At 70.6% G+C, this 16,008-nt stretch carries 18 protein-coding genes; 10 read left to right on the plus strand and 8 right to left on the minus strand.

Features of this window, described 5'->3' with window-relative positions:
* Positions 1-103: 103 nt before the first annotated feature.
* Positions 104-1,003, plus strand: a complete 900-nt coding sequence (locus ACZ4XX_RS27200; protein ID WP_468510493.1) for a TSUP family transporter — start codon at positions 104-106, stop codon at positions 1,001-1,003.
* 163 nt (positions 1,004-1,166) lie between these two features.
* Here ACZ4XX_RS27200 and ACZ4XX_RS27205 read toward each other — a convergent pair whose 3' ends face one another.
* Both ACZ4XX_RS27205 and ACZ4XX_RS27210 read right to left on the minus strand, forming a co-directional pair.
* Positions 1,167-1,370, minus strand: coding sequence for a cold-shock protein (locus tag ACZ4XX_RS27205; RefSeq protein ID WP_030213732.1), 204 nt, complete (start codon positions 1,368-1,370; stop codon positions 1,167-1,169).
* Positions 1,371-1,717: 347 nt separating this feature from the next.
* Complete coding sequence (locus ACZ4XX_RS27210; RefSeq protein ID WP_468510494.1) at positions 1,718-2,419, minus strand: 2-phosphosulfolactate phosphatase; 702 nt, start codon at positions 2,417-2,419, stop codon at positions 1,718-1,720.
* A gap of 509 nt (positions 2,420-2,928) precedes the next feature.
* Between ACZ4XX_RS27210 and ACZ4XX_RS27215 the strand changes: the two genes are divergently transcribed.
* Complete coding sequence (locus ACZ4XX_RS27215; protein ID WP_468510495.1) at positions 2,929-4,872, plus strand: propionyl-CoA synthetase; 1,944 nt, start codon at positions 2,929-2,931, stop codon at positions 4,870-4,872.
* A gap of 114 nt (positions 4,873-4,986) precedes the next feature.
* Here the strand turns inward: ACZ4XX_RS27215 and ACZ4XX_RS27220 are convergent, their stop codons facing one another.
* On the minus strand, positions 4,987-5,265 hold the full coding sequence (locus ACZ4XX_RS27220) for a hypothetical protein (RefSeq protein ID WP_468510496.1): 279 nt from the start codon (positions 5,263-5,265) through the stop codon (positions 4,987-4,989).
* A gap of 259 nt (positions 5,266-5,524) precedes the next feature.
* On the opposite strand from ACZ4XX_RS27220, the gene ACZ4XX_RS27225 reads away from it, so the two are divergent.
* Positions 5,525-6,091, plus strand: a complete 567-nt coding sequence (locus tag ACZ4XX_RS27225) for a hypothetical protein (RefSeq protein WP_468510497.1) — start codon at positions 5,525-5,527, stop codon at positions 6,089-6,091.
* Positions 6,092-6,216: 125 nt separating this feature from the next.
* Here ACZ4XX_RS27225 and ACZ4XX_RS27230 read toward each other — a convergent pair whose 3' ends face one another.
* The gene (locus ACZ4XX_RS27230; protein ID WP_468510498.1) at positions 6,217-6,906 is read right to left on the minus strand and encodes an HAD family hydrolase; all 690 of its coding nucleotides are present in this window, start codon (positions 6,904-6,906) and stop codon (positions 6,217-6,219) included.
* A gap of 772 nt (positions 6,907-7,678) precedes the next feature.
* Here ACZ4XX_RS27230 and ACZ4XX_RS27235 point away from each other — a divergent pair.
* The 6 genes from ACZ4XX_RS27235 to ACZ4XX_RS27260 all read left to right on the plus strand — a co-directional run bounded on the left by ACZ4XX_RS27235 (position 7,679) and on the right by ACZ4XX_RS27260 (position 12,753).
* Complete coding sequence (locus ACZ4XX_RS27235; protein WP_468510499.1) at positions 7,679-7,834, plus strand: DUF6131 family protein; 156 nt, start codon at positions 7,679-7,681, stop codon at positions 7,832-7,834.
* A gap of 312 nt (positions 7,835-8,146) precedes the next feature.
* Positions 8,147-8,971, plus strand: coding sequence for a ribonuclease BN (locus ACZ4XX_RS27240; protein WP_468510500.1), 825 nt, complete (start codon positions 8,147-8,149; stop codon positions 8,969-8,971).
* Positions 8,972-9,168: 197 nt separating this feature from the next.
* A complete protein-coding gene (locus tag ACZ4XX_RS27245) occupies positions 9,169-9,537 on the plus strand; it encodes a PRC-barrel domain-containing protein (protein ID WP_468510501.1) in 369 nt (122 codons plus the stop codon).
* A gap of 308 nt (positions 9,538-9,845) precedes the next feature.
* Positions 9,846-10,466 carry a snapalysin family zinc-dependent metalloprotease gene (locus tag ACZ4XX_RS27250; RefSeq protein WP_468510502.1) on the plus strand — a complete coding sequence of 207 codons (621 nt, stop codon included), beginning with the start codon at positions 9,846-9,848 and terminating at the stop codon, positions 10,464-10,466.
* A 273-nt stretch (positions 10,467-10,739) separates the two neighbouring features.
* Positions 10,740-11,999 (plus strand): hypothetical protein, encoded by a 1,260-nt coding sequence (locus ACZ4XX_RS27255; protein ID WP_468510503.1) that lies wholly within the window; start codon positions 10,740-10,742, stop codon positions 11,997-11,999.
* Positions 11,983-12,753, plus strand: coding sequence for an alpha-ketoglutarate-dependent dioxygenase AlkB (locus ACZ4XX_RS27260; protein WP_468510504.1), 771 nt, complete (start codon positions 11,983-11,985; stop codon positions 12,751-12,753). The genes ACZ4XX_RS27255 and ACZ4XX_RS27260 overlap by 17 nt, the downstream gene beginning before the upstream one ends.
* 75 nt (positions 12,754-12,828) lie before the next feature.
* Here ACZ4XX_RS27260 and ACZ4XX_RS27265 read toward each other — a convergent pair whose 3' ends face one another.
* Positions 12,829-13,593, minus strand: coding sequence for a hypothetical protein (locus ACZ4XX_RS27265; protein WP_468510505.1), 765 nt, complete (start codon positions 13,591-13,593; stop codon positions 12,829-12,831).
* A gap of 359 nt (positions 13,594-13,952) precedes the next feature.
* On the opposite strand from ACZ4XX_RS27265, the gene ACZ4XX_RS27270 reads away from it, so the two are divergent.
* Positions 13,953-14,114 (plus strand): hydrophobic protein, encoded by a 162-nt coding sequence (locus ACZ4XX_RS27270; protein ID WP_468510506.1) that lies wholly within the window; start codon positions 13,953-13,955, stop codon positions 14,112-14,114.
* 345 nt (positions 14,115-14,459) lie between these two features.
* Here the strand turns inward: ACZ4XX_RS27270 and ACZ4XX_RS27275 are convergent, their stop codons facing one another.
* The 3 genes from ACZ4XX_RS27275 to ACZ4XX_RS27285 form a co-directional block, all read right to left on the minus strand.
* On the minus strand, positions 14,460-14,798 hold the full coding sequence (locus ACZ4XX_RS27275) for a MerR family transcriptional regulator (protein ID WP_468510507.1): 339 nt from the start codon (positions 14,796-14,798) through the stop codon (positions 14,460-14,462).
* A gap of 402 nt (positions 14,799-15,200) precedes the next feature.
* Positions 15,201-15,512, minus strand: a complete 312-nt coding sequence (locus ACZ4XX_RS27280; protein WP_468510508.1) for an SCO5918 family protein — start codon at positions 15,510-15,512, stop codon at positions 15,201-15,203.
* Between the two features lie 49 nt (positions 15,513-15,561).
* On the minus strand, positions 15,562-15,978 hold the full coding sequence (locus tag ACZ4XX_RS27285; protein WP_468510509.1) for a CBS domain-containing protein: 417 nt from the start codon (positions 15,976-15,978) through the stop codon (positions 15,562-15,564).
* Positions 15,979-16,008: the final 30 nt, after the last annotated feature.

Genomic DNA, 16,008 nt, shown 5'->3' on the forward strand with positions numbered 1-16,008 from the left:
GTCGGCATGTGAACATCACGTTGCCGCCGAGCCCCGGACCGACCGGCGTACGGACGCGTTCCGGTACCGTCCGGGCGACGGGGACAGAGAAACGGGGAACCCGGTGGACTGGACGGTGTGGGCGGGCCTGGCCGCAGGCCTGCTGATCGCGGTGGTGACCGCTCCGGTCGGCGTGTCCGGGGCGGTGTTCCTGCTGCCGCTCCACCTGAGCGTCTTCGGCGTACCGAACCCGGCGATCACTCCGACGAACCTCCTGTACAACGTGGTGGCCGGGCCCGGCGCCCTCTGGCGCTACCGCCGCGACGGCACGCTGCGCGGCCCTCTGACCCGGCGCCTGATCGCCGGCACCCTGCCGGGAGTCGTCCTCGGCGCCGCGATCCGCGTCTACGCCCTCCCGGGCCCGGGCGTCTTCCAGCTGCTGGTCGCGGTCCTCCTGCTGCCTCTCGGACTCTGGTTGTGCGCCCGCACCCTCGTCCCCGCGCGCCGCGACCACGCCCCCGCCCGCCGTACTCCCGCCCCCGCCCGCACTCTCGCCGCTGCGCGCACACCGGCCCCCGCGCACGCTCTCACCCCCGACCGGGACCAGCCGCTCGACGCCGCCGTCGCACCGGCGGAGCCGCGCCCGGCGGTGCTCACCACGCTGGCCGTGGGGGTGGGGGTGTTCGGCGGGATCTACGGCATCGGCGGCGGCTCAGTGCTCGGGCCGGTCCTGGCCGCCCGCGGCCTGCCCATGAGTCGGGTGGCGCCGGCCGCGCTCGCCGCCACGTTCGCCACGTCCCTCGTCGGTGCCGCTGCGTACGTGGTGCTGTCCCTGGCCGAATCCGGTGACGTCGCCCCCGACTGGTGGCTCGGCCTGGCCTGCGGGCTCGGCGGACTGGTCGGCGGCTATCTCGGCGCCCGCCTCCAGCCCCGCCTGCCCGAGAGGGCGCTGCGTCTGCTGCTCGGCATGCTGGCCGCCGCGATCGGCGCGTTCTACGCGGCTCGGACGGCCGGACTGCTCTGATCCGCCTCGGCGTCGGCCAACGGCCACGGCGACGGGCGCGACGGCGAGGGTGTCACGGACGAGGGGTCTCACGACAGCCCGACGGCGCCCGCACGAGGTGCGGGCGCCGTCGACAGCGGGTCGCCGTCAGGAAGGAGACAAGCTCGCCGGAGTGAGCCGAGGCTCAGCCCCGGACGATGTTCTCCGCCTGCGGACCCTTCTGGCCCTGGGTGATGTCGAACGTCACGGCCTCGCCCTCGGTCAGCTCGCGGTACCCGTTGCCCGAGATGTTGGAGTAGTGGGCGAAGACGTCCGGTCCACCGCCGTCCTGGGCGATGAAGCCGAAACCCTTCTCGGAGTTGAACCACTTCACGGTGCCGCTGGCCATGCTCGTCCTTCTGGTCAGTCCGGCGACGGTCCGGGGTGGGACCGTCGCGACGCCCTTCCACGGGCGCCACTTCCGTCTTCCCCCGACTCATCGCCCCCTACACCCACCGATCCGATCTTGTTACATCCGATGGGGTGACCTCCCGAACCGATGGCGGGGGACACGCCGGTGAGGCGGCGGCCGCCACGTGGCCTTCGGTCCCACGACACCCACCCGTACCTGGGCCGACTGGGCAGACAACCGGCCCGCATCGAGATGCGGGGCGCCCTCGCAACCGCCCGTGCGGGGACGTCGGGTGGCGCCTCGCCCGATCGGAGCAGCCGTGAGGTGGGAACGCGCGTCGGCGATCAGATCGCGGCCGCGCCGGTGGGCGAAGGCACGCTGTGAGGGCGGAGGACCATGAGTTCGTCCTCCGGCGTCGCCACCATGGCGAAGGGGAACCGGTCGAGTTCGAGGCAGAGGGCGATGTCGTCGGGGTGCGCTCCCTGGCGCACGCCCTCCTTCAGCTCGGTGGCGGCGCGCGAAGCGCCGGCGCGGCGGAGGAACTCGGCCGGGTCCGTCGCGGTCCCGGTCGCCCTCCGGGCGATGTACTGCGCGCACGCCAGGTCTTCGTCGGCCCGGCCGTCCTCGCCGGTGACCACGAACGTGACTTCGTCGCCGCCGTGCGACCGAAGGACCCGTGCCGTCGCCTCCGCCACCACGAAACCGGCGCACAGCACCAGCGACGCATCCTTGACCGCGAGGGCGCCGACCGTCCCGGCCGTGGTCTTCTGCACGACGGTCCGCCCGCCGAGGTCGACGGACCGCAGCAGACCCGGGGAGTTGACGGCGTCGAAGCCGGGCGCGGGCGGACCGTCCTTGAGCGCCACCCAGTCCGGGTGACGGGCCTTGAGCGCCAGGGCGTCGTCCAGCGACTCGGCGAGAACGATCTTCTCCGCGCCCTGGGCGAAGGCCCAGGCGGCCACCGTGTAGGCGCGCATGACGTCGATCACGACCGCCACGGACGGGGCTTCAGCAAGCTCGGCGATACCAAGGAATCGGGCGTCCATCCGATCATGATCGCGCATGGCCGACGCGAACGGCCCCGACCGTGGCGGGCATCACGTCGGCCGGCTCACCGGGGCGACCGGGGCCGAGCCGAATGCCCGCGTCAGCACGCGCTCCAGTGGTCGAGATGCCCCACGGAGGGTCTCCGTCAAGGGAGTTACGGATATCCACCCGGCGGACGGGCCATCGCCCTGAGGTCGGGCCCGGGTCATGCGGCACTGCGAGGAGGCCGGCTGCGGGACGCCGACCGGCCGAACCTGTCCGGTCGATCACGGTCGCAGACGGCAGACCGCCGACATACGGTATGCGTGGTCCGCCCTGCCTGCCCAGCCCGACACAGCCCAGCCCGGTTCACCCGCCCTGCCCTGCCCGCCCAGCTCACCCCCTGCCCTGCCCGCCCAGCTCGCCCGGCCGGCCCGATCGCCGCCCAGTCCGCCCGGCCTGTATGTACGCCGCAGCCGTAGTCCGACCCCACAGCGTCGAAACCCTGACGCGACAAGAGGAGTCCGCGATGGGAACGTACGAGGATGTCTTCCGCGCCAGCACGGAAGACCCCGAGTCCTTCTGGCTCGACGCCGCCGAGGGAATCGACTGGGACGTCGTTCCACGGCGGGCCCTGGACTCCTCGGGCGCTCCCTTCTACCGCTGGTTTCCCGACGGGCGGCTCAACGTCTGCTTCAACGCGCTCGACCGGCATGTCGAAGCCGGCCGCGGCGACCAACCTGCGCTCGTCTACGACTCCCCCGTCACCGACACCCGGCGCACCTACAGTTACGCGCAGCTGAGAGACGAGGTGGCGGCCTTCGCCGGGGCTCTCGCCCAGCTCGGTGTGGGGCGAGGCGACCGGGTGGTGATCTACATGCCGATGGTTCCGGAGGCCGCCGTCGCGATGCTGGCCTGCGCGCGCATCGGCGCGGTCCACTCGGTCGTCTTCGGCGGGTTCGCCCCGCGTGAACTCGCCCTCCGCATCGACGACGCCGCGCCCAAGGTCGTCGTCTCCGCCTCCTGCGGCATCGAGGGCAAGCGTGTCCTCGCGTACAAGCCGCTGCTCGACCAGGCGATCGAACTCGCCGCCCACAAGCCCGAGAAGAGCGTGATCCTGCAGCGGCCGCAGGCGCCGGCCGAGCTGGGACCCGACGACCTCGACTGGGCCGATCTGGTGTCCGCCGCGCCGCCGGCCGCGTGCGTCCCCGTGGCGGCGAACGATCCCCTGTACGTCCTCTACACCTCCGGGACCACCGGAAAGCCCAAGGGAGTGGTGCGTGACTGCGGCGGCTACGCGGTGGCCCTGCACTGGTCGATGGGCGCCGTGTACGACATCGGCCCGGGCGAGACGATGTTCACCGGATCCGACGTGGGCTGGGTCGTCGGTCACTCGTACATCGTCTACGGTCCCCTGCTCGTCGGCGCCACGACCGTCCTGTACGAGGGCAAGCCGGTCGGCACGCCGGACGCGGGGCAGTTCTGGCGCGTCGCGGCCGACTACGGCGTCAAGACCATGTTCACGGCGCCCACCGCCTTCCGGGCCATCCGCAAGGAGGACCCCGAGGGAACACTCGCCGCGGACCACGACCTCTCCCGGCTGCGCTACCTCTTCCTCGCCGGCGAGCGCCTCGACCCCGAGACCTATCGCTGGGCGAGCGCTCTCCTGGACGTCCCGGTGATCGACCACTGGTGGCAGACGGAGACCGGCTGGCCCATCGTCGCCAACCCGGTCGGGATCGAGGCCGCCCCCGTCAAACCCGGCTCCCCCACCCGCCCGCTGCCCGGCTGGGACGTCCGCGTCCTCGACCCGTCGGGCCGGCAGGCGCCCGAGGGCGTCGACGGCGCGATCGTGGTCAGACTGCCCCTGCCGCCCGGGGCGCTCCCCACCCTCTGGAACGACGACGACCGCTACATCGCCTCCTACCTGTCCGCCTACGACGGCTACTACCTCACGGGCGACAGCGGGCACATCGACGACGACGGCTATGTCTTCGTCATGGGCCGCACCGACGACGTCATCAACGTCGCCGGACACCGGCTGTCCACGGGCAGCATGGAGGAGGCCCTGGCCGCCCATCCCGACGTCGCCGAGTGCGCGGTCATCGGGGTCGCCGACCCGCTCAAGGGACAGGTGCCACGGGGCTTCGTCGTCCTGAAGGCGGGCGCCGCCCGCGAACCGGGCGAGGTCGAGGGCGAACTCGTCCAGCTCGTACGCGACCGCATCGGCGCCGTCGCCTCGCTCAAGGACGTGGCGGTCGTGGCCGCCCTGCCCAAGACCCGCTCGGGAAAGATCCTCCGCAGGACGATGCGCGGCATCGCGGACGGCCGCGACGAACCCGTCCCCTCCACCGTCGACGACGCGAGCGTCATCGAGGCGCTGCGTCCCTTCCTCCGGCGCGACAGTCCCGGTGGTCCCAGCGGGCCCAGCGGCTCCGGCGGCCCCGGCGGCCCCAGCGGTCACACTTCGTGAGCGCGTCCCGTCCGCTGTCGGACCCCGCCGGGGCGAGGCCGCCGAGGCGACGGCCTCACCGGCCTCGCCGGACACCGGACAACGGCCGCCGCGGACACCTGGCTCATGGGCGCGTCACGCCGCCGCGGGCCGCGCGTGCGGGGCGATCCGGGTGGGGCCGACGACCGTCATCGGGGTCCCCAGGCCTTCGCACAGACGGCGGGCTCGGGCGAGCACGCTGAGTGAGGCCGGGGAGGGGTCGGAGGTGGGCAGCTGTATGCGGACGTGCCGCGGGCCATGAGCGGCCAGGAGCGTCTCGATGTGCAGGGCGACCGCCGCGCGGCCGGTGACATCGAGGTCGCGCAGGAGAGTCACGTGCAGGACGCGATCCTCAAGGACATGGCTGATGAGCATGAACCCTCCTGCCACACGTCGGTCCGCCCTCTGCCTCGGTCCTCCGTGGGCGGGAGGAGGCAACGGGTGGTGGACCCAGTATCCGACAACCGCTCCGCAGTGGCGCGCGGGGCGCCTCGACGACGGCGGTACGGGCGTGCGGGACGCCTCACCGGCAGCCGTACGGTAGCGGGCGAGCGGCCTACGCCCCGGTTTCGGCGCATTCCCTGCGGGCACCTGCCCGGTAGAGGCACCCATCGCGGCGAAGGGGCTGTGGGCCATGTCCACCGGAACGATTCTGGCCATCGTCATTCCGGCCGCGGTGCTGATCGTCGTGATTGCGTCGGCGTTCGCGCTGGACTTTCGGCGTCGGCGCCGGCTGCGCGAACGCTTCGGCCCGGAGTACGGCCGTACGGTCGACGAGCCGGGCAGCCGGCGGGCGGCCCCGGACGACCTCGGAGAGCGCGAGGAACGGCACGCCTCCCTCGACAGCCGGCCCCTGCCGGACCACGTGCGGGAGCGCTACCTGCGGGAGTGGCACGGCGTGCAGGGGCAGTTCGCCGACCGGCCGGAAGCGGCGGTCCACGACGCGGACCGGCTGGTGAACGTGCTCATGCGGGAGCGGGGATATCCCACGGAGGACGTCGAGCAGCGGCCGCGCGATCTGCCCGTGGAGCACGGCCGTGCGCTGGAGCACTTCCGGGAGGCCCACGAGACCGCGCTGCTCGCCGCCGCGCACCGGGCCACCGCGGAGCAGCTGCACGGAGCCATGGCCCACTACCGAGCCCTCTTCGACGAACTCCTCTCCGACGGGGACGAGGCCGGTCCCGGAGCCCCCGAGCGGTAGGACCGCGGCACGCGCGACCGTCCTCCGTCGGGTCGCGCCCGCCCTCCAGGCGACGACCTCCGCGTCGGTGAAGGCCTGCGTGGCCTCCGTCTCCCGCTCCACGTGGTGGCCAGCAGGGTGTCCGGCTATTCCGACGGCGCCTCCCGGTCGGCCCCCACGGTCGCGAACGGCCCCGTCCCGAGGTGGTGGAGAAGGTCGGTCGCGTCGTCGTACACGGCGGAGGCGCCCGCCTGTTCCAGGTCCGAGCGCGGAATGCCGCCGCACAGGAGGCCCACGCAGACCACGCCGGCGTGCCGCGCGGCCTTCATGTCCCACACGCTGTCCCCGACGAGCACAGCGCGTTCCGGGGCCACTCCGACCAGCGAGAGCGCGTGCTCGACCGGGTCCGGCGCGGGCTTTCCCTCCTCGACGTCGTCGGCCGTGGCCGTCGCCGAGATCGCCGCATCCGCGTCCACGGCCGCGCGCAGGGCCGCCAGCTCGCGGTCCTTGGCCGAGGTCACCAGGACGACCTTCCAACCGCTGCCCGCGAGGGTGCTCAGCAGCTCACCCGCACCGTCGAAGGCCCGGAGCCGCTCGAAGTACGCCCCGTACAGGGTGTCGTGGGCGGCGCTGATGCGATCGTCCCGGGACCGGTCCCGGTCGGGTCCGAGCAGGTGCTCCAGGAGCTTCTCTCCTGGCAGGCCGATCGCTCGGTGGACGGCGTGCGTGGGGACGTGGTGTCCGCCCTGACGCAGGCCTTCCCACCAGGCGACGACGTGCAGGGCGTTGGAGTCGACGAGGGTTCCGTCGACGTCGAAGAGGGCGGCGCGGTCCATGTCCTCGACTCCTTGCAAGGCTTGCGTTCGTCCCCCTGAAGCCACCCGTCACACACGGCTGTTCATCACAGGCGCTGTCCCTCACAGGCCGCTACCCTCACGGGTGGTCATCGGGCGTCCGTTCCATCTTGCTCGCGGCCCTGCCTGCTCCGCCTCCTCCGCCTCCCCCACGGGTCACGGACACTCCACGGTCACCCTCGCGGGTACCCGGCGAAGCACGTCTCATGCCTACTTCGATCACTCCGCGGAAGACCTGATGGGACGGCGTCACCCGTCCGGAACCCGGTCCGGAGAGTTGTCCGGGGGACGCCCCGGCCGATCCCGCGGACGGCGAGCCGCCCGGGAGCCCTCGACATGACCGTCCTCGATCCGCCCGTGACCACGGCGCCCGCCGTGCCCGAGGCACACGGAGACGTTTCGCACGCCGTACGCCGACGGATGCCGGGAGGCGGCACTGCGCAGCTGCCCCGCGCCGCGGAGATCGCGCGCTGCTCCCCGTACGGAGGGAATCTGCAGGTCGCCCTGTTTCTCTGCTACGCATCGCCGCGACGTGCCTCCTGGGGGACAGGCTCGGCAGTCACCTCGTGGGCTCCTGGTCACACCACGAGGGCGCCCCCCGGAGGGATTCTTCGGGCGGCGACGCCCTCGCACCCATATCGCAGCCAGATGCGGGCAGACGCAGTACATGAGGTGACGGGACGCGTGGGCTCCGCCCGTATCGGGCCCGCGGCCCGACACGTGCGCGGCCCACCTCCAGAGAGCGAGGCACATCATGATCCTTCTTGGAGTCATTCTGCTCGTCATCGGACTCATCGCCGGCATCTCGATCCTGTGGACCATCGGCGCCATCCTGGTCGTCATCGGCGCCATCCTGTGGATCCTCGGAGCCCTCGGACACGCGGTGGGAGGCCGACGCCACTACTGGTAGGCGTTCTCCCGTGTGGTGATCCGTCGGCGATCGCGTCCATCGGGCGACAGCGCGGACTCGGGGCGCACGCACCACAGGACCCGGCCGAGGCGCCGCCAGGCGCGGCCGGGTCCTGTGGTGCGTGGGCGTGAGGACTCCGACGGGCCCTGTCGGGCCCTGAAGGTGGTCAGTGGTCCTCCGCCGGTGGTGACCGAGTCCTTCCTGGTCCTACCGTGGAGAGAGCAGCGAATCCCTGGAGCGCGCCATGCTCGTCCTTCCGAGCGCAGCAGGGGGGCCGATGATGCCGGGCACCGCTCGCGCGCCGGACAGCTGATGAGCGCCCGTCCCGCTGGGCGTCGATCTCTCTTCGAGCGCATACGGAGCGTGATCCGCCGGCAGCGCGCCGGGCACCGGTGGGGTCCCGTCGCCGAGCTCGAACTGTGGCAGCGTTCGCTGGGGTTCGCGGCCCTCGGATTCCTCACTCTGGTTCCGCTGCTGATCGTCGTGTCCGCGGCCGGGGCGGGTAGCGGCAAGGGGTTCGCGCAGTGGCTCGGTGACGGGCTCGGGGTCTCCGAGCCCGCCAGACTGGAGATCGAGCGGCTCTTCGCGCTACCCGGCCAGGTGCGGCGGACCACGACGGCGTTCGGCCTCGCCCTGCTCGCCGCGTTCGGGCTCTCGTTCGGCACCGTGGTGCAGAGCGGCTTCGAGAAGGTCTGGGACCTGCCCCCTGCCCAGTGGCGGGCCCGATGGCGACATGTGCTGTGGCTGACCGTCCTCCTGGGGGTCCTGTATCTGGTCGCCGTCGTCGACTTCTGGCGCCGGGGTCCGACCGGCGGTGTCGTCACCGTGCTGAGCGGCATCCTGTTCTTCTGGTGGTCGCAGCGCCTGCTGCTCGGGGGCAGGATCGCGTGGAGGGCCCTGCTGCCCGGTGCGGTGGCCACCGTGCTCGGGCTGCTGGGGCTCCGGGTGTTCTCCCGGCTCGTCTTCTCGCCGCTGATCGCGTCGAGCGCCGTCTCCTACGGGCCGTTCGGTGCATTCCTGGTCATCGAGACCTGGCTGGTCGCGGTGGGCGTGGTCGTGTTCGGCGGTGCGCTGGCCGGTCGCCTGTTCGCCGACGAGCTGCCCCGTGTGACGCACGCGCTGAAACGGCGGAAGTGACCCCCGTCGGAGATCGCGGGCATGGGCTGCCGAGGCCGGGGCAGGCGGAGTACAGGCGGGCACACCACTCGCCGCGCACGAAGCGCAAAGCACAAGGCACGAAGCACTAGGCACGAAGTACGAAGTACGAAGTACGGAAAGGGGGGACGGCGGGGAACCACGCGCCGTCCTCTGCCTACCGGAGGAGTTGTTTTCGCGTGACCGAGCACATCTGGAGCTACAAGTCGACCACGGGCCACCTGGCCGGAACCGATCTGACCGGCTACAAGGTCGAGGCGACCGACGGCAGTATCGGGAAGGTGGACAAGCACTCCGACGAGGTCGATGACGCCTATCTGGTCGTGGACACCGGCCCCTGGATCTTCGGCAAGGAGGTCCTGCTGCCGGCCGGCACCGTCGTCCGCGTCGACGTGGACGAGCGGAAGATCTTCGTCGACGGGACCAAGGAGCAGATCAAGGACGCTCCCGAGTTCCACCGCGACACCCACTTGGCGGACCCCGCCTACCGCCAGGAACTGGGCTCGTACTACATGCTGGGCGGCCCGTTCGGCAACCGCCTGGTCTGAACCCCCGCGCGACGGAGGGCCCGAACTCGACGAGTTCGGGCCCTCCGTCGTCCGCACGCGGAGGTGGAGTCCGGTCCTCTCGACGTCACGACCGCACACTCACCCTTCGAATCAACTGTCCTTCCGAGCAAGTGAGTTAATGAACTTTGGCGTGTCAGGTACATGACTTACAGGGTCCCTGGCGCATACCGTCGGAAGGCCCCGGAGGATCGGCGATGCGACCGCCCCAGGTCGCCCCGTACCAGCGCCGCTCCTCCCGCACTCTCGGGCCCGCCGGGTTCCGAGTCCCCCACGAGTGAAGGAGCAGCATGTCGCTCTGCACATGGCTGAAGAGGGCCACCGTCGGCGTCGCGGTCGTCCTCGCCACGGCAACGGCCACCACGGCGAACGCCGCACCCGCGCCGACGGCGGAATCGTCGGCGGTGAGCGCCTCGATCCCGGACGGGTCCACGGCGCGCGCGGCAGCGGTGGTGACACTTCGTTATGACGACAGCCGGGCCGGAGGCTGGGAGGCCGCCATCGCCGCGGGTGTCGCCTCGTGGAACGCGAACGTCGACAACGTGAAGCTGGTCGAGGCCGCGCCGGGCACCCGGGCGGAGATCGTGATCGTGGCGACCACCGGCTGGCCCCAGGCCACGCTCGGGCCCGTCCGCCCGGGCAGGCAGGTCCGTGTCGAACTCGGCAGTCAGGCCGTGAGCCAGGGGTACGACAAGACCCGTATCGCCGCGCATGAACTCGGCCACAGCCTGGGCCTCCCGGACACGAAGCCCGGACCGTGCTCGCAGCTGATGTCGGGGTCGAGCGCCGGTACGGCGTGCGTGAACGCGATCCCCAACGCGACCGAGCAGGCCCGGGTGGAGTCCGCGTACGCCAACGGTGCCGCCGCGCGCATCTTCACCGACGGCCGCACCCTCGTGGACGCCCCGTAACGCCGTAACGCCACCGCCCCGTCACACCACCACCCCGTCACGCCGTCGTCCCCCGACACCGACACCTCGCCGTACGGGCTCCGCGCACGCGCGCACGGCCCGTACGACAGAACTCCGTTGCCCGCTGTCGGGCCCGGTGAGAGCATCAAGGTCCAACGGCCCGCCTCGTCTCATCTACGCTTCACCACGCAATTGAGCGAGCGCGGGCCGTTGCCATGTTCACCTCTCCGGACATCGCGGGTTCGTGTCCCAGAGTCGAATGGCGGTCATGGTTTGACGTACACAACAGAGCCGACGGAAGCCCGCATCGAGGACGCGGGCAACATCCTGGTGGCGCCTTCGACCTGGCGGGACCAGGACGTGATCAGGGACTTGGCCAGGGACTTCTTCGGGTCCACGGTCACGCCCGAGGACCTCGCCTCCGGTGCTGCCGACCTCGCGCGGAGGACCGTCTACGTATGTGGCGATGTTTCCGCGATCAGCGACGACCAACTGCGCCGGGCAGAGCGGGTGTTCGTCATCCGTGAGCTGTCACACGGTCACGCCGGGGACGCCGGGGACGCCGACGAACCGCGGACCCTCGTCGGCCTCGGCCGCGTTCCCCTCCGTGTGCACGGCGCGGGCGTGTTCTACCGCCGCTTCTTCGACCTCGACACCGATCATTTCGGACGGATCGGCACGGAACACGCCTTTCAGTCCCTGACGGAGTCCGACAAGCCCGGAACAGCCCACCGCAGCGGGATCTATCTGACGCCCGTCACACGGGACGGCGACGCACTGCGTTTCCACCTGCTCCGGTGCTCCACGAATCTCTCGGGGCCGACCGAGACCTTCCGCCCGACCGACGCGGAGATCGTCGGGGCTCTGAACCGCGAGGCCGCCGCCGTGTTCCGGGACCACGCACCGCTCAATCACGTCCTCGCCCAGATCTACCACAACACCCTTGCCACCGCCGAGCGCAAGCAGTCCAAGGCCAAGATCTCGGCCCATGCCGACAAGACCAAGGACATGCCCGCCAACGGCATCATGGCCTTCTGCACCTTCTACGACGGGCTCGACAAGCTGCAGCCGCTCGCCGAGGACCCCTTCGACCACGGCGTGAAGAGCACCAGCGGGCTGACCACACTCCGCCTCCGCCTCAAGGAGCGGACGGGAGAGCAGGACGAGGGCGGATCCACGCTCCCCGCGCAGTTCACGGTGACCCTGTATCCCGGCTCCGTGTTCTTCATGCCGCTGTCCACCAACCGCCTGTACACACACGAGATCCGCCCGTCGTCGTTGAACGCCGAGTCGCTGCCGACACGCCTGGGATACGTGGTGCGTTGTTCGAGCACCGAGGCCGTTCACAGGAACGGCCAGACGTTCCTCGACAGGGACGGGGATCTGGTGAGACTGGAACCGCCCACGCAGGACGGTATGGACGACCTGCGCAGGCTGTACGCCGAGGAGAACAGGACCTCGTCCTTCATCGACTACGGCGAGAAGTTCCCCTTCAGCATGAACACGGGAGACTACGTTGCCCCCCGAGTCTAGGATTTCGGACGAGGTCCGCTCGTACTCCCTGCCGACCGGGGAGAACCTCTTCGCGGAGCTGTCCGCGTCGGCTCTCCTGGAAGACGTGGGAAAGGGCCGGCGAGGAGCCACGCTCACCAAGGTCGACGAGGTGCATGGTGTGCCTCTCGTCCGCACGACGACTCGCTACGGCAACCCGACGCAGCGTTTCCGAGCAGTGCACGAACGGCTGGCGCGGCGGATTCAGGAACGTGCGGGGCTTCCGGTCGAATTCAACAACGCCCTCATCGAGAGCTACACGAACGCCTACACCACCATGGGCGGCCATTCCGACCAGGCCCTCGATCTGGCCGATGGGTCGTTCATCGCCGTCTTCTCCTGCTATCGGCATCCCGAAGCGGGCCCGCCGAGGAAACTGGTCGTCGCATCGAAGGAGTCCGTCGTCGAGCCGTACGAGGTCCCTCTCGCCCACAACAGTGCCGTCGTGTTCTCCATCGCATCGAATCGGCGTCTCCGGCACAGGATCGTGCTGGAGAAGCCCGTCCCGGCGGCGGACAACGAATGGCTGGGGGTGACCTTCCGAACGTCCAAGACCTTGCTCCGGTTTCGCGACGGAGACGCCCGTCTCCCCCAGGGTGCACGGCTCGTGGCGGCCGATGAGGAACAGAGCCGGGAGTTCTACCGGCTGCGGCGGCGCGAGAACAAGGAGACGGACTTCGTCTATCCCCCGCTGACGTACACCCTCAGCGAGAGCGATCTCATGCCGCCCGTCTGACGCCTCAGAAGCGCACGGAGGGCCGGTTCACCGCGGTGAGCGGGAGCCGCACGGTCAGCAGGAGGCGAGACGCCGTCACCAGAGCAGGCCGAAGGACAGCCACGCGCTGAGCAGCAGCACGAGGAGCTCGGCGATCAGTACGAGGGCTGTCTTGCAGATCACCGCGACCACCCAGGCCGCGTGGGTGGCCTGGTGGGGCCGGACCGGGTCGTACGTGACGGAGATCGTGGGCGCACCCGAGCCGCCGGAATACTGGTGGGGAACGCCGGCGGCATCGTTGTAGTAGTACAAGGGGCCCGAACCACTTCGCCCGACCCGCTCGGCCTCCACGGTGACACCGTGCCGGGCCAGGCGCCTCCGGAGCGCCACCTTCTCCAGGGTTGCGGCGCACCCGGCCAGGCCGACGAAGAGCCCGACGAACCCGGCCACCACGCCGATCACGCGCGCGCCATGGACAGCGCCGACCCACACCGCGTAGCCGATGCACGCCAGGACGACGAGCCCGAGGACGGTGAACCGGACCCAGGGCACGCCTTCGGGGGGCGCGGCATGGTCCCTGACGATGCTGGCGCTGCCGGCCGGGTCTCGCTGCTCGGGCAGGGCGTTGCCGAGACGGGTGACGAAGGCGGCGGTCGCGTCCGGGTCGATGCCCTCGACGAGGTGGCTCTCCCCGTCGGTGAGCATGATCTCCATGCTACGAGCGTCGGATTCCGTGACGCGGACCTCAGCCATGGCCGCGAGAGGGACGGCGAACACCTCTGACGCACGGGAGATCTCGAGCGCGCCGGTGCCGAGCGTGAGGTACACATGGCGGCCGTTGAATTTATGAATGGAGCCCATGCAGCCGATCATGGGGCAAGTGGGTCCTGTCCTGCACCGCAAAAGGTGTCGGTTGCGCGACGGTTTCCGTTCCGGACCGTCCATCAGTACGCATTCGAGGGGCGCACCGCGGTACGCACGTCGTGCCGGCGACACGGACGCCTTGCCGCTCACCCGCAGACGAGGGCGACGCCACGAAGGGGTCGTGGCCCTCGGGGCGTTCATGCGCCACCCACTACCCCCCGCGCCACGTTCCTTCTCACCCTTCGATGTTCCCTGGTCAGGATGGCCAGGCGGGTGCGGGCCGGGCGACGTCCTCATGCAGGCGCATGTGTACGGGGCGAAAGCGGGGGCACGCGAACCCTCGGAGGTTGATACCCATGGTTCCCCTGCTTCTCGTCCTGCTGCTGATCCTGCTCCTCTTCGGCGCGGGATTCGCACTGAAGGTTCTCTGGTGGGTCGCCATCGCCGTGCTGGTCCTGTGGCTGGTCGGCTTCGTGGCCCGACCCAGGGGCGGTGGCGGGCGCTGGTACCGCTGGTAGCGCCGGGCATCCGCCGGCTTCTGCGGCGGTGTGCTCGCACATGACGCTGTGGCCGCTCCCTTGGGGGGCGGCCACAGACGTTCGTAGGGGGACGTGGACATGGCGTACGGCCGTGGCGAGGAAGACCGGTCCTGGGCCTTCCGGAGCTTCCCTGCGTCGACTTCGGCGACGTCCTCCTCCACGTACGCCCTGTACGAACCCGTTCCGCGGGACGTGGGGCGGGAGACCGTTCGGACGAAGAGTGGTTCCGATGCCGAGGACAGGATCAACTGGAGCATGGTCAGCGCCGATTCCGCTGTTCGCCCTTGGCTCCGTCCAGAGTGAAGCGCCCCGTTCAAACGCACCTCAAGCCGAGTCCGGCGGCTGGGCGGCTGCGGCTGCGCGGCGGTATTCCTCGTTGATGCGCTGGGCCTCTTCGAGCTGGTCCTCGAGGACGATGATGCGGCAGGCGGCTTCGATGGGGGTGCCCTGGTCGACGAGTTCTCGGGCGCGGGCGGCGATGCGCAGCTGGTAGCGGGAGTAGCGGCGGTGGCCGCCTTCCGAGCGCAGCGGGGTGATGAGACGGGCCTCGCCGATGGCGCGGAGGAATCCTTGTGTGGTGCCGAGCATTTCGGCGGCCCTGCCCATGGTGTAGGCGGGATAGTCGTCGTCGTCGAGACGGCCGAACGAGTCATCTGCTGTCATTTGCACCTCTCTGGGAAACGCGTCGAGGGGCCCTGGTGCCGTACTGGCACCAGGGCCCCGAAGGAACTACTACACCACCTGCCGGCCCTGATACTGCGCCGGGGTTCTGTGTCCGCGTGCCCGACCGGAACAATGCCGGGGGGTGCGGGGATCGCGATTGCTTGACCGGAGACCACACTCCACCGCCGCACCGATCCTGCGAACTGCGCTGCGAACTGCGACTACCTGTGCTGCGTGTGCCGGCAGTCCGTCTCTGCCAGGCTCTGCGGTCTCTCTCCGTTACGAGAGAAACCATAGCTACGCCACCCCGTCCACCGGTACGCGAGAGGGCCCGCCCGGCGGGTGCCGGGCGGCCCCTCTCTGCTGTCCGATTGTCAGCTCACGGTCGCCCGTGGGGCTCGGTCACGCCGCCGCCGGGGCACCGAGCATCGCCGAGGCCTGCTTGAGGGGGTCGAGGCCGCGGGCGGGCGCGGTGTTCTCGGGCAGGCCGCGGCAGGTGAAGCCGAGCTTGGTCATGGCGCGGAGCACCTCACCGGCGCTGAAATCGCGCCGGTCCTGGCGTGTGATGACCTGGCCGACCTGCTTGACGGGGTAGGTGCGGCGACCGATGATCACGGACTCGCCGACGACCTCCTCGGGCTTGACGCCCTTCATGGTCTCCAGGACGCCGCTCTTGGTGAGGTCGAACGGGAAGCGGGCAATGACACAGCGCACGATGCCTCACAGGGAGAGAAGGGGAGTGGTTCCGCCGTGGTGAGGCGGTTCATACGAGGGCGAGGACGGGCGTGGGGGCGCCCGGGGTGTCGTCCTGTTCACCCGTGACGGAGGGGGTGACGAGCGCTCGGAGACGTGGGGACCGCGCGGTCGTCGGGGCGACGGTCGAGGTGGGCACTCCGGGCACCCCGCCGTCGGCGGAGAGGTCTCGCAACTGGAGCCGGTCCGTGTAGGCGGCGCTGTCGCGGACGGTGACAAGCTGCACCCGGGTGACGAGTCCGGTGCGCTGCCCGTCGTTGTCACAGACGAGCAGATGTCCGGTCCGGGCTCCGGCCATGACGGACAGGGCGACCTCGACGGTCATGTCGTCCCCGACCTGCGGTCCGGCCGTGTCCACGGCGGCGGCCACCACGGTTGGCACAGGGGTGGGGGACGTCGAGCGGGGCTGCATCTGGACGAGCGTCACAACGTGCCTCCTGAAGACGGGTCAGCTTTC

This window comes from Streptomyces sp. NPDC029956, assembly GCF_055574655.1.

Bases quoted from the DNA above. Each gene is read 5' to 3' on its own strand.
- ACZ4XX_RS27210 (WP_468510494.1), bottom strand. From the start codon at position 2,419: ATGGACGCCCGATTCCTTGGTATCGCCGAGCTTGCTGAAGCCCCGTCC.
- ACZ4XX_RS27205 (WP_030213732.1), bottom strand. From the start codon at position 1,370: ATGGCCAGCGGCACCGTGAAGTGGTTCAACTCCGAGAAGGGTTTCGGC.
- ACZ4XX_RS27235 (WP_468510499.1), top strand. From the start codon at position 7,679: ATGATCCTTCTTGGAGTCATTCTGCTCGTCATCGGACTCATCGCCGGC.
- ACZ4XX_RS27215 (WP_468510495.1), top strand. From the start codon at position 2,929: ATGGGAACGTACGAGGATGTCTTCCGCGCCAGCACGGAAGACCCCGAG.
- ACZ4XX_RS27270 (WP_468510506.1), top strand. From the start codon at position 13,953: ATGGTTCCCCTGCTTCTCGTCCTGCTGCTGATCCTGCTCCTCTTCGGC.
- ACZ4XX_RS27265 (WP_468510505.1), bottom strand. From the start codon at position 13,593: ATGGGCTCCATTCATAAATTCAACGGCCGCCATGTGTACCTCACGCTC.
- ACZ4XX_RS27230 (WP_468510498.1), bottom strand. From the start codon at position 6,906: ATGGACCGCGCCGCCCTCTTCGACGTCGACGGAACCCTCGTCGACTCC.
- ACZ4XX_RS27240 (WP_468510500.1), top strand. From the start codon at position 8,147: ATGAGCGCCCGTCCCGCTGGGCGTCGATCTCTCTTCGAGCGCATACGG.
- ACZ4XX_RS27225 (WP_468510497.1), top strand. From the start codon at position 5,525: ATGTCCACCGGAACGATTCTGGCCATCGTCATTCCGGCCGCGGTGCTG.
- ACZ4XX_RS27250 (WP_468510502.1), top strand. From the start codon at position 9,846: ATGTCGCTCTGCACATGGCTGAAGAGGGCCACCGTCGGCGTCGCGGTC.
- ACZ4XX_RS27220 (WP_468510496.1), bottom strand. From the start codon at position 5,265: ATGCTCATCAGCCATGTCCTTGAGGATCGCGTCCTGCACGTGACTCTC.
- ACZ4XX_RS27275 (WP_468510507.1), bottom strand. From the start codon at position 14,798: ATGACAGCAGATGACTCGTTCGGCCGTCTCGACGACGACGACTATCCC.